The following is an 11,605-nucleotide window of genomic DNA, read 5'->3' as shown; positions in this document are numbered from 1 at the left end:
CTTTTGGTTGAAATCCGAAGACAGCTTATGCTTACGATGCGAGCTTTCCTGCGGAAAGCTTTCGGGCGGTCGCTATCGCTCCTCCAGTTCCAAACTTCCCCTTCCCTCCTTCTCGTCTTTGTTATTTATCTTTTGTTCAGCTTAAATATAGTAATTATGCCTATACTCTAAAACAGCATTTCCCGGCAGCTTCCTCTCATGATAATATGAAGTCATGTGGTTTGAAGGTTAGGATTCGGGGGGCGGGGGATGAGGTACATATGATCTATGGCTTAGGGGCAGTTGGATTCCTGCTGCTGTTGGCGGCCGGAATCCTTGCTTATCAGAACAGCAAGCTGATCTCCAGCCGGACCCGGGAGGGGAAGGAACTGCCAAGCGCTTACAGCACCTACTCGGTGTATCATCTGACCGGGCCGGGATTGCCCGAAGCCGATCCGGGTATGCCTTTGTTCCGCTTGACGGTCCCGGCAGTGTCTCCTGCAGACAGATCCGCTTCCTTGCAGGAGGAGTATTCACTTGTTCTATGCAGGCTGCCGGGAGGCCAGGGAGAGATGCGGCTTGGGGAGGCCAAGCTTTTTATGCTCAGCAGCATCAGGGAATTAAGGGGAGAGGGCACTATACTAGAGTATAAGAGCTTCGAGGACCTCACAGTGACTCCGGAGGAAGCAGCATTGCTCCGAACACTGGAAGAGGCGCTGTCAGACTAATTTTATGCGGCCTTGCGCCTTAAAGAATGGAGTGTATTTCAAGTTGTCTCTAGTGAATTTTGAACTTGTAGAACCGGTGAATAAGGACCTGCGCGCCTTGATTGAGCACCTGGACGTTGAGCTTGTGGAGCGTTACCCGCATGAAACCATCTATGTCGTGGATTTTGACGACCCGAAGGTCAAAGAAATGACGTTTGTAGTTGCCTATGCAGACGGGAAGCCGGCAGGCTGCGGCGGGTTGCGGCCGCTTCATGACAGGAAGCCGGGAGAAGCCCCGGCCATGGAATTGAAACGCTTTTATGTAGCTCCGGACTGCCGCAACATGGGCATAGCCACACGCATGCTGCTATATCTGGAAGAGAAAGCGGCCGCAGCAGGTTATCGGGAGATTCTGCTGGAGACCGGGATCAAGCAGCCGGAAGCCATCGGACTGTACGTGAAGCATGGCTACAGCCCCATTGAGCTGTTTGGGCCGTATGTAGGCGACCCGGATAGTCTATGCTATGGCAAGGTACTGCCGGCTTAACAAGACGCTTAAGCATGATATTTGCCGGCAGGGGCATTCAGGACCCATTCCAGCATCATGATCATATCTTCGGTCCGCTCCATTTGGATTTGCAGCTGATTCCGCTGAGGGTCTTGCTCCGCTAAGGGAGCGAGTCTGGATTCCAGGGATCTTTGCTGCAGGGTTAGTTCGTTGATTTTGGACTTTATTTGGTTCTCGCTTCTCATCTTGCCTATTCCTCCTGGGGATGGTGTGGGATCATTCTATTACATTATAACGGAAACTATGGAGGGTTAAAAATGAGTCTCAATGTAAAGCAGCTGGCAGCAGAGAAAGCAGTGGAATATGTTAAAGATGGCATGAAGGTAGGCCTCGGCACCGGCTCTACCGCCTATTGGGCGATCCGCAAGCTGGGCCAAAGGGTTCAGGAAGGGTTGAACATTACTGCAGTAGCTACTTCACGCGCTTCCGAAGATCAGGCGCGGGAACTGGGGATTCCACTGGTGTCTTTTGGAGACATTGACAGCCTCGACCTGACCATTGACGGAGCGGACGAGCTGGACAGCGAGCTGCAGCTGATCAAAGGGGGCGGAGGCGCCCTGCTGCGGGAGAAGATTGTCGCCAGCAACAGCGGCCGGATGATTGTAGTGGCAGACGAAAGCAAGGCGGTAGCGGTACTCGGCAAGTTCCCGTTGCCGGTAGAAGTGGTTCCCTTTGCGTGGGAGTGGACGGTTGCGGAGATTGCCAAGCTGGGCTGCAAGCCCGAGCTGCGCCGCAGTGGGGAAGAACTCTACAAGAGCGACAACGGGAATTATATCGCGGATTGCCGCTTTGAGGCCATAGAGTCGGCTCCAGAGCTGGCGAACGCCTTGCAGAATATTCCCGGCGTCGTCGAGCATGGCCTGTTCATCGGCATTGCGGATCTCGCAATAGTAGGCAAACAGGACGGGAGCATCGAAGTGATAACTACCCGGCGGAATGCTTAATTGTGGGACAGCTTCGGACGAGAGCTCTTTCAGGGCCGGGGAAGGGGCTCCGGCAGCCGCTGCGGGGATTGACATGGGTTATTCTGACTCTGTATAGTGCTACTGTTGTCTATTGGATGTTTATCGGTTTTGGCCGTGAGGCCGGGACCGGAGGACCGCTGCACTATAACCTGGTTCCGCTAAAGACCATAAAGCTTTTTTTTAACCTGGAGAACGGACTGACACTGGGAAGCCGGCTGGTCAACCTGCTTGGCAATGTAGCCGTATTTGTGCCGTTCGGGATACTGTTGCCTCTGCTGAAGCCACGCCTTCAGTCCGTGTTCTGGATTGCGGTGGCCGTAGTGCCGAGTATTCTGCTGCTCGAAACGCTGCAAATGCTTCTGCGGGTAGGGAGCTTCGATATTGATGACCTGCTGCTGAATATGCTGGGTGTATGGACCGGCTGTGTCCTCCTGAAGGCAGGCAGAAGAATAAGAAGAAGATAGGAAGGATCATATGCTGATTGATTTGAAGACAAGAATCGGAACTCCCGAAGTGGACGAACTGTTAGTCTACGCGTTAATTGAAGAACCGGAGGAACTGGCAGGAATTTCGGCTGAATACGCGGGACAATCCCCGCTGCAATTAAAAGGCTGGGAAGACGAAGGTCTCCTGCTGGGTCTGATAGGGTATGAGGAGACGGAAGACGGTTCCTTGGTTATCCGTCATATTGCGGTCCTTCCGGAGAATCGGGGCAAAGGTTACGCACGCGGAATGATCCTGGAGCTGCTGACGGTGCACCAGCCCCGGTATGTGCTGGCGGAAACCGAAGATGAGGTGGCGGCCGATTTTTACCGTGCCTTGGGTTTTATGGTCTACAGCCTTGGCGAGAATACCGCAGGCATTGAGATGTTCCGCTGTGTATATGAAGTTGAAGAATTTGAGGATGAGGAATAAAAGCTGTGAATTTCTGCATACAATGGCAGGCTGGGTGATCTTAGAACCCGGCCTGCCTTTTGTATTTGGAGTCGGAACTTAAGAAAAGGAATCGACTTGGAAATGGATTGACTTTTTTTTATGAATAATATAGTTTTACAGTAGAACTGTTCTACACATGAACTATTATTAGGGCAAGGAGGGTCTTAAATTGAATGAAGAAGCCGCGCGCTGGATTAACCGGTATCTCGATGCATACCTGATTGTGACAAGACGGATTAACGCCCAGATCAGGGACAGCATTGCTGCCGGTTTAACCAATGACCAATATCTGATTCTGAGACTGATTAACGGGCAGGAGCTGTGCACGTCCACTTATCTGGCGGAATCCTTCGCCGTGGGCAAAAGCTCCATTACAGCCATCATCAACCGGCTCTCGGAAGCGGGATTTATAGAACGCACACGCGATGAGAGCGACCGGCGGCAAGTCTATCTGTCGATGACGGAGCTTGGCCGGAGTACGTATGAAGCGGCAGAGAAGCAGGTGATGGAGGTTGTTTCTCCTTATTTTTCCCACTTTGACGAAAAGGATATTGAGAAGTTTATTATGATGTTTGAAAGACTGGGCCATTTAATGCAGGAGCCGGGGGGGAGCAAAAATTGAATACGATATTAAAAGCAAGATGGGCGGTTATTGCAGTCTGGATCGCAGCAGCCGTTGTTCTCTTTATGACAGCGCCGGCAATGTCCGACCTGGTGCGCGAGAAGGGGCAAATTTCGGTTCCGGACGGATATACCTCCTCCAGAGCCGCTGAGATTATGAATGAGGTGGCCGAAGCGAAAGGCGGGGAAACCCTGCACCAGGTGGCGCTTGTATTCAACAATCCGCAAGGCCTCGGCACAGAAGGAACCGCAAGCATACAGCAGGGGATCAACAAGCTGGCGGAGAACAAGGAAACGTTACATATTGATTCGATTACGGAACCTTTTTCGCAAAGTGAGCTGGCTGATACGCTGATTGCCAAGGATGGCAAGACGGTTATGGTGGCTTTGATGGTCGAAGGCGGCGAAGAGGCAGTTAAGGCGCTGCCGGAGAAAATGGATGCGCTGCTGAAAGAGGTCAGTGTTGACCATTATTTGACCAGTGAAGGTTTGATTACCGAGGATACGATTGCCAGCTCGGAAGCCGGGTTAAAGAAATCGGAGTATATCACGGTTGTATTTATATTGCTCATCCTATTTGTGGTATTCCGGTCTTTTGTAGCTCCGTTTGTACCGCTGCTTACGGTGGGACTCAGTTATATTGTGGCCCAGTCACTGGTGGCGTTTTTGGTGGACCGCTTCGATTTCCCGTTGTCGACCTTCACCCAGATCTTTATGGTGGCGGTACTGTTCGGGATTGGTACGGATTACTGCATCCTGCTGATCAGCAGGTTCAAGGAAGAATTAATGAGCTCGGAGGATACCAAAAGTGCCATTATAGAGACTTACCGCAAGGCAGGCGGCACTGTATTTTATTCGGGGCTGGCTGTATTTGTGGGTTTCGTGGCGATTGGTTTCTCCCAGTTCGTATTATACCGTTCTGCCGTAGCAGTGGCGGTGGGGATTGCTGTGATGCTGCTTGCCCTGGTCACGGTTGTTCCGTTCTTTATGGCTGTTCTGGGCAAAAGGCTGTTCTGGCCTTCACGCGGCAAGCTGGAGCATAGCGAAAGCCGGATATGGGGGGCTGCAGGCTCCTTTTCTCTAAAAAGACCATGGGCTGCGCTGCTGATCGTGGCGGCAGTAGTTATTCCGTTTCTTGTTACGTATGACGGCAAGCTGTCCTTTAACAGCATGGATGAGATTGGCCCGAACTATGCTTCGGTCAAAGGGTTCAATATCATCTCCGAAAGCTTTGGTCCGGGGGAGTCAATGCCCGGCAAGATCATCATCAAAAATGATGACAAGATGGATACTGCAGAATATATGGGCCTTGCGGAGAAAATCAGCCGCGAGCTTGCGAAGGTTGACGGCGTGAAGTCAGTCCGCAGCTTGTCGCGTCCGGCAGGTGAGGAAATCAATGATTTCCTGATTCCGACCCAGGTGGCCGCTTTATCCGACGGGCTGGAACAATCGAGCGCAGGACTGACGAAGATTCAGGGCGGGTTGTCGGATGCGAGCAAGCAGCTAAGCTCCAACGCGCCGAAGCTGAACGAGGCGGTGTCCGGCAGCGCCAAACTTACCGAAGGAACCGTGAAGCTTAAGGCAGGTGTGACCGCTTTGGGCGAAGGTTTATCCAAGATTGAGCAAGGTATCCGAAGCGGTTCTGCCGGAGCCGGAGAGATTAAAGCGGGTCTCCAGCAAGCTGCTGCCAGTGCCAAGCAATTGGCGGCTGCGAATGCCGGGCTGCTGCAAGGCTACAAGCAAATCGGCAGCGGTTTGACTGCGCTGGATGGCGGACTTGGACAGATTCATCAGCAGCTGCAGGGAGTTGCGGTGGCCTTGAGCGGCCTAAATGCTTCCTTTACGGGGCTTGAAACCAGCCATCCGGATCTGCTGCAGAACGCCGATTATCAGACGATCAAAGGGACGGTTACCCAGACAGGTGCGGGCGCGACGAAGCTGGCCGCCGGTCTGGGCCAGATTACGGAGCAGCTGAAAGGTGCTGCCGCCGGGCTTAACGAAGCCAACAGTGGTTATGCCAAGGCGGTTGCCGGTCAATCGGCGCTGGCCGAAGGGCTCACGAAGCTCGCGGCCGGAATTGGCCAGCTGCAAACCGGTCTGAACCAGGCCGCCGCAGGCCAGGGTCAGATTGTGGATCAAATCCCGTCCCTTAAGGGTGGACTGGATCAATTGCAGGGCGGCCAGCAGCAGCTGGTTGACGGGTTCGGCGAACTGACAGGACAACTGGGTGAATTGACTTCGGGCTTAAGCCAAAGCGCGGAAGGTCTGAAGCAAATCAGCGGAGGTTTAAATTCAGCGCAGGACTACCTGGGCCAGATTCAAGCCGCCAAGGATGACGAGCTGAGCGGATTCCTGGTGCCGGCAGAGGCGCTGGAAGCCGAAGCCATCCAGCAGGTGTTTGACAACTACTTGTCGGATGACCGTAAAGTTATGACACTGGACGTAGTCTTCTCCTATAATCCTTACAGCTCGGAAGCGATCGACAGCATGGATGATCTTCAGGCTGCGGTAGACCGTGCGGTCAAGGATACAAAACTTGAGAATGCGGAAACAGCAATAAGCGGGGTGACCAGCACCTACAGCGATTTGCAGAAAATATCCAACGAAGACTATACACGGACAGTTGTTTTGATGCTGGGCGGCATTTTCATCATTCTGGTCCTGCTGCTCCGCTCCATAATCATGCCGGTGTATCTGATTGTCTCTCTGCTGATTACTTACTTTACAGCTTTGGGTGTGACCGAGGCGATCTTTGGGAACCTGCTGGGATATGCAGGGATTACCTGGACTACACCATTCTTCAGCTTCGTCATGCTGGTGGCGCTTGGTGTGGACTATAGTATCTTCCTGATGGCCCGCTTCAACGAGAACAAAACCTGGGATGTGCGTGAAGCCATTCTCCACGCTATGCGTAATATGGGGACTGTCATTTTGTCTGCTGTAGTTATTCTGGGCGGTACTTTTGCCTCGATGTACCCTTCCGGTGTATTGTCGATGATGCAGATCGCCACAGTTGTTCTGGTGGGGTTGGCGCTGTATGCCTTTATCTTCCTGCCATTTTTCGTGCCGGTGATGGTGCGGATGTTCGGGCGGGCGAACTGGTGGCCTTTCCCGGCCAGTGCGGGTGAAGAAAAGCCGAAAACATTTGATATGTAATGAAGGAATCATAGGCTCTATAGATAGTAATACAACCGTAAGTTCTCTTTTATGAGAGCTTGCGGTTTTTGTATTGTATAGATAACAATTGGAGCAGATATTGAGAAGTTACTGGAATATGTAACCTTTTACGTTCCTCCGGCATCTAATCTGCTGCAAAGAGAGGGGAGATAGGCCGGCATCAGCCGGGCTGGGAGGAAGGAGACGGACATTTGGATTCGCAAGAGCAGGAAACATGGGTAAAGCGGGCTCAAAAGGGGGACAAGGACGCCTTTATACATTTGGTCCAAACCTTGGAAATGCCTCTGTATAATGTGGCTAAATCGATTCTGAAAAAAGATGAGGATTGTGCTAATGCCATGCAGGAATCCGTACTGAGAGCTTACAAAGGACTGACTTCACTGGAGCACACACGTTATTTCAAGACATGGTTGTTTCGTATTCTAATCAATGAATGCAATATAATTCTGCGTAAACGAGCACGGACAGTTGCAATGGCGGAACCTCCGGCCAGTATTGGCGGTGCTGCTGAGGCGGATCACATCGATCTGCGCGATTCGATCGACCACCTGGATGAGACCTCGCGCACGATCGTGATCCTCCATTATTATCAGGATCTGCCGCTTCAGCAGATTGCCGATATTCTCGAAATGTCCGGGAGTGCTGTGAAGACAAGGCTTCACCGGGCCCGAAAGATCCTGTATCAATCCCTTGCAGATCCCGTGGAAAGGAAGCTGTACTTATGAATCAAGTTGAATTTGAGCAGAAACTGGATCGTCTGAAAGAACCGTGGATCGATAAGCTGCCGGAGAGCGTCCGTTGTCGTATGGATCAGACTTACCGGATGCTTGGTGATGTTTCGACGGAGCAGATGCAGGTTCTCAAAAAGCGGAGCTGGCTGCGTCGTGTCATGATAGTGGCGGCTTATGCTGCTGTCGGAGGGATTCTACTTATCGGCTCCGGCTTCATCTCACCCGCGATGGCCTTAACCCTGAAGCAGATCCCCCTGGTGGAGAGTGTATTTAAGCTGGCCGGGGATTTGGGACTCCAGGCAGCCAGTGAACAAGGTGTGACTACAGACGTTAATCAGAGCGTGACTCATCAAGGCTGGACCCTTCGTGTCTCGGAGCTCATGTATGATGGCAGTCGTTTGTCTGTCGTCTTAAGCCGTGAAATGGCCGAGAAGAATAAGCAGTCCTTTATGGATTGGTGGATAAAGGACAGTGTTTCGGAAGAGGGTCTGGTTGCAAATATCGATTTCTACATCAATGGAGAGCAGGTTAATACCGGTTGGGGTGTTGCTTCCGGAGGGGATCAGGCCCCGAATTCGATTATTGTGACCACATTTGAATCGCCCAATTTACAAATACCCGACGAGTTCGAATTGGGTATGGTCGTTTTCATCCCGCAACTAGAGCAGAAATTTGAGTTCCAACTGCCGGTCACTAAAAACACGCTGAACGACGTTGTACTGACACCTGAAGTCAGCAAATCCCATGATCATATCCATCTGAAATTGAATCGAATTGAACTTAGCCGGACTACGACACGTCTGGTGGCCGAGATCAAGGGTGAACAAGGTGAAGACATCCGTGACTTTATGAAGAGAATTCCAGATAAATATAAAACAGCTGGCGATTTCCTCAACATTGAATTTGAGATCATGGATGACCAGGGAAGAACCATGAAGTGGATTGGCGGCAACGGGACAGGAGATGATGAGGTGTTAAGCTATTCCGTCTCTTGGGAGCCTTTTGAGACACTGCCGAAGTCGGTGACGGTTAAAGTGCTAACTCGAGATGCTGAAGGGGAAAAAATATATATTCCTGAGCTGGAAATTACAGTACCTGTAGAATAATTCATTTCATTATATTGAAGCACACCGGAGAAAAGACAGCCGGAAAGAGCAAGGGGGCTGTCCTAAAAGTAGATTTTCCTTACGAATGAGACAGCCTTACTAATTCTAAAGCCAGTGGCTTGCTTCGACGGCTTTGGCAATTTGTCGGGAAGAATAGACACGTTGGGTGTAGACGTAAATAATGACTTTGGTGAGCATTTGAAACAACGGTCCGTTTGCGGAGCGTTCTCACCAAATACTCACGTATATCCTACTCAAAAATAAGGGCTATCCCAAGCAGCCATTTCATGGTTTATGGGACAGCCCCTTTTTGCCTTTAGTGTATGTAATCCGTTTTATCTCATTTTGGCGAAAAAACTGCGCAACGCCCAGCCGCGTTCCTGGCGTTTCTTATATTTGGGGAGAGAACGGTAGATGGCGATGGACTCGGCAAATGCGCGTTTGGCATCCTCTTCTCTGCCGAGGGCCTTGAACATGGAGCCGGCCAGGTAATAGGCCTCACTGGAAGAGGATTGAATCTCCTGGAACTCGCTTACGTACCGAAGGGCTTTGTCCCGGTCTGTGTGACGGAAGGTTTCGGCCAGGCGGAGGTACGGCTGCCCATATTGCGCCTTGCGGTTGATGTCCAGTCCCTGCAGGATTTGGGCTTCACCTTCGGCTGTCTGTCCAAGCTTCAGATTCACTTGCCCCAGTTCAACCCAATATTCAGCCGATTGTTCATAACGGTCTTCAATTTGGTGCAATATCGGCTGGGCTTCTTTATATTTCTTGCGTTCCGATAGCAGTCTGGCCAGTTCGAATTTGGAGGAGACATCATTCGGGTTCAGAGATACAGCGGTCCGTAATTTGGAGATTTGACGCATTCTGCGAAAGGGTTTGGTGATGCTGGGAAAGATTCCCACATAACGCCGGTCCAGAAGATACAATATGGCGAATAGAATGATCAGGGCCACAAAAGGATTGCCGATGATTCTCCACAAGAAAATAAACCCGAAAATTTTAAACATGATTTCCCTCCATCAATAATTTGGTTCACCTATTCCAAGTAAAATTAGCATCGAAAGGCAGGGTAATTATACCATATTCCATTAAAATCGGAAGATACACTTTTGTAGTATTAAGATTGGATACGTTTTCGGAACAACTTTTGTGATGAAAATTGCGTTCTAGTGTAATAGAAACTAAAAATACAATAATATAACAAAGAAGGGAATCAGTGCGCTTGATTCACGTCCGTTCAAAGTGTCCCCATTCTTAAGCCGGTGGCGCTGGTGATTAACGGAAAGGTCATACAGTCCGAACAATCTGCCATTTATACAGAGGGAAGCGTGATGGTTCCGCTGCGGGAGGTGGCCAAGCCCTTGGCTACACGGTGCCTGGGATGGCGTGAATACGATCCTGGGCAAGCAGGGGAAGTCGGTCATGCTTAAAGAGGGACAGTTTATACCGGACGGAGGAAAAGGCAGTATCGCAGTACGTCCGCCTGCTATTAAAGTAAGTTACACTTTGCTGGTTCCCGCAGGTGCTCTAGCTCAGGCACTGGGAATCACGGCGAAATGGGAGGGCAACCTTTACCGGCTCACACTGACTACACAAAAATAACAGTCACTTGATATATTAATTGATATTTTGCGTTACAATGGGTGAATTCATTACAGCAGGACTATATTAACAAAGTCTGGAGTGATAGGATTGGTTTCTTCGATTTGTGTGTTCGCCGGATCAAATCCCGGGCTTCATGCAGAGTATGCGGTAAAAGCACGGGAGCTTGGGCAGCAGATTGCAGCCCACGGCTGCCGTCTGGTCTATGGAGGCTCGCGCAACGGCCTGATGGGCCAGGTAGCGGATGGCGTGCTTGCCAGTGGCAGCGAAGCCGTCGGAGTAATGCCGGTAGATTTATTCAAGGAAGAAATCCGGCATTCCGGCCTGACCAGCCTGATCGAAGTCACAGGCATGCATGAACGCAAAGCGGTCATGAGCGGCATGGCCGACGCGTTTATTGCGCTGCCCGGCGGGGTCGGTACGTTCGAGGAGTTGCTCGAAATTTTATGCTGGGCGCAGATTGGCATTCACCGTAAACCTATCGGCCTGCTCAATGTGCGGGGTTATTTTGACCCGCTTGCAGAGATGATCACGCATAGTGTCGAGGAGGGTTTTGCCGCTCCATCGACTCTGGGCTTGTTGAGAATCGCATCCGAACCAGCGGAATTGCTTGAATGGATGAAGAGCTACAAGGCAAGTGATGATACTTTGGGGCAAACTTCCTTCAACCCTCTAGGGTAATTCCCTGAAAGAAGGAACGTTCCTTCCTGAATCACTTTGGGTCCAAAATTATGGGCTGAGGTGATTTTTTTTCGTTTTTATGAACATAAACTGTTTAAGAATGGAAGGAACGGGTTAAATAAGGGATAAGCAACTACGCGAGCGTGCAAAGTCTTAGAAATGATTACGGAAGGAGGTTTGAACCTTATGAATATGACAGTACATAATCTTATGGCTTTCAATCATCAATATTTTAGACCTCAGCCCGTGGTTAATTCCAAGCAAGACCAGAATGATGAGAAAACGCAAAGCTTTCAGGATATTCTGAATGAGAAGTTGAAAGCGAACAATAAAAGCAGCCAACGATAATCCCTTACGCAAAAGGGAGGCGTCTCAAAAGCGGCTTTTCTATGAATGAAACGGACAGAGCAGTGATTCTCAAGTAACGGGAGAATCGCTGCTCTGTTTTTTTGTCATTCGGCCTCAAGCATTACGCAACAAATCCGTAAAATTGGGTATGGCTGAGATTAATACCGCTCATCTAGAAGCATAA

General features: G+C 50.5%; 15 protein-coding genes. 13 read left to right on the top strand and 2 right to left on the bottom strand.

The annotated features are described in order from the left end of the window. Nucleotides 1–206 precede the first annotated feature (206 nt). Both IEY53_RS15880 and IEY53_RS15875 read left to right on the top strand, forming a co-directional pair. Nucleotides 207–707 (top strand): hypothetical protein, encoded by a 501-nt coding sequence (locus tag IEY53_RS15880; protein ID WP_189026566.1) that lies wholly within the window; start codon nt 207–209, stop codon nt 705–707. A 52-nt stretch (nt 708–759) separates the two neighbouring features. Further along, the gene (locus tag IEY53_RS15875; protein WP_229696184.1) at nt 760–1,233 is read left to right on the top strand and encodes a GNAT family N-acetyltransferase; all 474 of its coding nucleotides are present in this window, start codon (nt 760–762) and stop codon (nt 1,231–1,233) included. Between the two features lie 8 nt (nt 1,234–1,241). Here IEY53_RS15875 and IEY53_RS15870 read toward each other — a convergent pair whose 3' ends face one another. After that, nucleotides 1,242–1,439: a hypothetical protein gene (locus IEY53_RS15870; protein ID WP_189026562.1), complete on the bottom strand. Its 198-nt coding sequence runs from the start codon at nt 1,437–1,439 to the stop codon at nt 1,242–1,244. Between the two features lie 72 nt (nt 1,440–1,511). On the opposite strand from IEY53_RS15870, the gene rpiA reads away from it, so the two are divergent. The 7 genes from rpiA (at nt 1,512) to IEY53_RS15835 (ending at nt 8,790) form a co-directional block, all read left to right on the top strand. After that, nucleotides 1,512–2,198, top strand: a complete 687-nt coding sequence (gene rpiA / locus IEY53_RS15865; protein WP_189026560.1) for a ribose-5-phosphate isomerase RpiA — start codon at nt 1,512–1,514, stop codon at nt 2,196–2,198. A gap of 68 nt (nt 2,199–2,266) precedes the next feature. Then, nucleotides 2,267–2,683 carry a VanZ family protein gene (locus tag IEY53_RS15860; protein ID WP_189026558.1) on the top strand — a complete coding sequence of 139 codons (417 nt, stop codon included), beginning with the start codon at nt 2,267–2,269 and terminating at the stop codon, nt 2,681–2,683. Nucleotides 2,684–2,693: 10 nt separating this feature from the next. Beyond that, nucleotides 2,694–3,134: a GNAT family N-acetyltransferase gene (locus tag IEY53_RS15855; protein ID WP_189026556.1), complete on the top strand. Its 441-nt coding sequence runs from the start codon at nt 2,694–2,696 to the stop codon at nt 3,132–3,134. Nucleotides 3,135–3,324: 190 nt separating this feature from the next. Then, on the top strand, nt 3,325–3,777 hold the full coding sequence (locus tag IEY53_RS15850; protein WP_189026553.1) for a MarR family winged helix-turn-helix transcriptional regulator: 453 nt from the start codon (nt 3,325–3,327) through the stop codon (nt 3,775–3,777). Next, a complete protein-coding gene (locus IEY53_RS15845; RefSeq protein ID WP_189026551.1) occupies nt 3,774–6,932 on the top strand; it encodes an MMPL family transporter in 3,159 nt (1,052 codons plus the stop codon). The genes IEY53_RS15850 and IEY53_RS15845 overlap by 4 nt, the downstream gene beginning before the upstream one ends. 212 nt (nt 6,933–7,144) lie before the next feature. Next, nucleotides 7,145–7,678, top strand: a complete 534-nt coding sequence (locus IEY53_RS15840; protein ID WP_189026549.1) for a sigma-70 family RNA polymerase sigma factor — start codon at nt 7,145–7,147, stop codon at nt 7,676–7,678. Further along, nucleotides 7,675–8,790, top strand: coding sequence for a DUF4179 domain-containing protein (locus IEY53_RS15835; RefSeq protein ID WP_189026547.1), 1,116 nt, complete (start codon nt 7,675–7,677; stop codon nt 8,788–8,790). The genes IEY53_RS15840 and IEY53_RS15835 overlap by 4 nt, the downstream gene beginning before the upstream one ends. A gap of 335 nt (nt 8,791–9,125) precedes the next feature. Here the strand turns inward: IEY53_RS15835 and IEY53_RS15830 are convergent, their stop codons facing one another. Beyond that, a complete protein-coding gene (locus tag IEY53_RS15830; RefSeq protein WP_189026545.1) occupies nt 9,126–9,797 on the bottom strand; it encodes a tetratricopeptide repeat protein in 672 nt (223 codons plus the stop codon). A 264-nt stretch (nt 9,798–10,061) separates the two neighbouring features. Here IEY53_RS15830 and IEY53_RS15825 point away from each other — a divergent pair, with 264 nt between their 5' ends. The 4 genes from IEY53_RS15825 (at nt 10,062) to IEY53_RS15810 (ending at nt 11,421) form a co-directional block, all read left to right on the top strand. After that, nucleotides 10,062–10,220 (top strand): hypothetical protein, encoded by a 159-nt coding sequence (locus IEY53_RS15825; RefSeq protein WP_189026543.1) that lies wholly within the window; start codon nt 10,062–10,064, stop codon nt 10,218–10,220. Further along, nucleotides 10,213–10,392: a stalk domain-containing protein gene (locus IEY53_RS15820; RefSeq protein ID WP_189026541.1), complete on the top strand. Its 180-nt coding sequence runs from the start codon at nt 10,213–10,215 to the stop codon at nt 10,390–10,392. The genes IEY53_RS15825 and IEY53_RS15820 overlap by 8 nt, the downstream gene beginning before the upstream one ends. Before the next feature lie 81 nt (nt 10,393–10,473). After that, nucleotides 10,474–11,073, top strand: a complete 600-nt coding sequence (locus IEY53_RS15815) for an LOG family protein (protein WP_229696183.1) — start codon at nt 10,474–10,476, stop codon at nt 11,071–11,073. A gap of 186 nt (nt 11,074–11,259) precedes the next feature. Further along, nucleotides 11,260–11,421: a hypothetical protein gene (locus IEY53_RS15810; protein ID WP_189026813.1), complete on the top strand. Its 162-nt coding sequence runs from the start codon at nt 11,260–11,262 to the stop codon at nt 11,419–11,421. Nucleotides 11,422–11,605: the final 184 nt, after the last annotated feature.

Source organism: Paenibacillus albidus (assembly GCF_014644435.1).
GTDB classification, from domain to species: Bacteria; Bacillota; Bacilli; order Paenibacillales; family Paenibacillaceae; genus Paenibacillus_AQ; species Paenibacillus_AQ albidus.
The sequence above is the reverse complement of the archived record's forward strand: the minus strand, read 5'-3'. Positions and strand labels throughout refer to the sequence as shown.

Bases quoted from the DNA above. Each gene is read 5' to 3' on its own strand.
- rpiA (WP_189026560.1), top strand. From the start codon at position 1,512: ATGAGTCTCAATGTAAAGCAGCTGGCAGCAGAGAAAGCAGTGGAATAT.
- IEY53_RS15880 (WP_189026566.1), top strand. From the start codon at position 207: ATGAAGTCATGTGGTTTGAAGGTTAGGATTCGGGGGGCGGGGGATGAG.
- IEY53_RS15870 (WP_189026562.1), bottom strand. From the start codon at position 1,439: ATGAGAAGCGAGAACCAAATAAAGTCCAAAATCAACGAACTAACCCTG.
- IEY53_RS15830 (WP_189026545.1), bottom strand. From the start codon at position 9,797: ATGTTTAAAATTTTCGGGTTTATTTTCTTGTGGAGAATCATCGGCAAT.
- IEY53_RS15810 (WP_189026813.1), top strand. From the start codon at position 11,260: ATGAATATGACAGTACATAATCTTATGGCTTTCAATCATCAATATTTT.
- IEY53_RS15855 (WP_189026556.1), top strand. From the start codon at position 2,694: ATGCTGATTGATTTGAAGACAAGAATCGGAACTCCCGAAGTGGACGAA.
- IEY53_RS15835 (WP_189026547.1), top strand. From the start codon at position 7,675: ATGAATCAAGTTGAATTTGAGCAGAAACTGGATCGTCTGAAAGAACCG.
- IEY53_RS15820 (WP_189026541.1), top strand. From the start codon at position 10,213: ATGCTTAAAGAGGGACAGTTTATACCGGACGGAGGAAAAGGCAGTATC.